The sequence below is a fragment of the Tritonibacter horizontis genome (assembly GCF_001518015.1).
GTDB classification, from domain to species: domain Bacteria; phylum Pseudomonadota; class Alphaproteobacteria; order Rhodobacterales; family Rhodobacteraceae; genus Epibacterium; species Epibacterium horizontis.
On record NZ_LPUY01000019.1, the window covers coordinates 1 to 1,323 of the forward strand.

A 1,323-nucleotide genomic window follows, 5' to 3' on the forward strand; every position below is an offset into this window, starting at 1 on the left:
AGCATTTCGTCGTTGCACTTGAACGGTGCCGCCCGCCCATGCGCGGACCAGCGAGGATCGAAGCGCGCCTGCGCGACCCCGCGTGCCCGGGCCCACCGAGCCGCAATCATCTCTGCCCCGTGCTTGCCACCCTTGTGGCAGAGGAAGATCTCCTGGTTGCGGTTCTGCTTGATCCGTTCGCGAACCTTGTCGAGCGTGTTGAAGATCACATCGACATCTGCCCAGTCGGTGGCTCCTGAGACGATCAGGGGAACCCCCTCGACTTTCGACTTCTCGGCGGTTTCACGGTCGTGCTGCTCCAGGAGCTGCCGCGCCTCGAAGACCGCCCCGGTCTCCTGCGCCCGGACGCTTGCGCGCGACCCGGCTGCCGGGATGAAGGCGTGGCCCGTTTCGACCTCGTAGCATTCCGCCGCTGCCTCGCTCATTACCTCGATGGCGCTGACAATCTCGCGCAGCTGCACAAAGCGGGCCTGCGCCTCTTCGAGCGCGGTCTCGGCGATCTCCGATCCGTCGTGGGATTTTGCCAGCGCACCGATCTTGTCGGCGGTGCGGTCGACCTCCTTGCCAAGCGCCACCTTGCGGCGCTGCAGGATCGTCGCGAGCCCATGGGCCAGCGGTTCGATCTCTGCTTCAAGCCCGGTCCCGCGCAGCTGACCGAGCAAAGCCTCGAAGCTCTCGCGGATGATGCGGTCGGTCAGGATGTGATCTTCCGGGATCGGCAGCTGCGCGTCCTTCTCGGTCAGCCCGAAAAGTTCGATCGTCTCGTAGGTGTTTGCGGTGTCGTAAGCCATGTCTGGTCTCCAGTGTTCGGTTCTAGAGCCACCACGTGAGTGTGGGGGCATGGCCGAATGCCTGGTTTCCGAATCTGCCCGGGTCAGGGACGGCGTAGCCGCCGGCTTGCCGGGCGCAAAAGTTTTCCGAGCGCACCACCGGACACATGCGCGCCCTCACGCACGGGACCGCCCTGCACCACTGGCGCCGCCCCCGCCGAAAAGTTTTGCGATCCTTGACGCGGGCTGATTTGGGGGCCATCCGGAGGATATGCTTCCGCGCTCATGTGTGTGTGTTTTGACGGTAGGTTTGCCCGACCCGAGCAGGCAAACGGCCCGACCGGACGCGGGAGACGGATGGAGCGGCGGGATCGTTTTGGCCTCAGGCCAAAACAGACCGGAGCGCAATCCGGCGGAGCGGCCGGGGAGGGACGTGCTCGCGAGGCGGGCAAACCGGGACGCCGGGTGCAACGCCGCGGTGAGGCCGCATGGCCGAATGCGCGACGGACCGAAGGGCCGTTCTCCCCTGCGACACGCGAAGCCGAGCAGGGGA

General features: G+C 66.0%; 1 protein-coding gene. It reads right to left on the reverse strand.

Annotation, left to right across the window (positions count from 1 at the left end; all coding sequences use genetic code 11):
• A partial coding sequence (locus tag TRIHO_RS03855) for a DUF2493 domain-containing protein (RefSeq protein ID WP_068240592.1) occupies positions 1 to 791 on the reverse strand: 791 nt, incomplete at its 3' end.
• Positions 792 to 1,323: the final 532 nt, after the last annotated feature.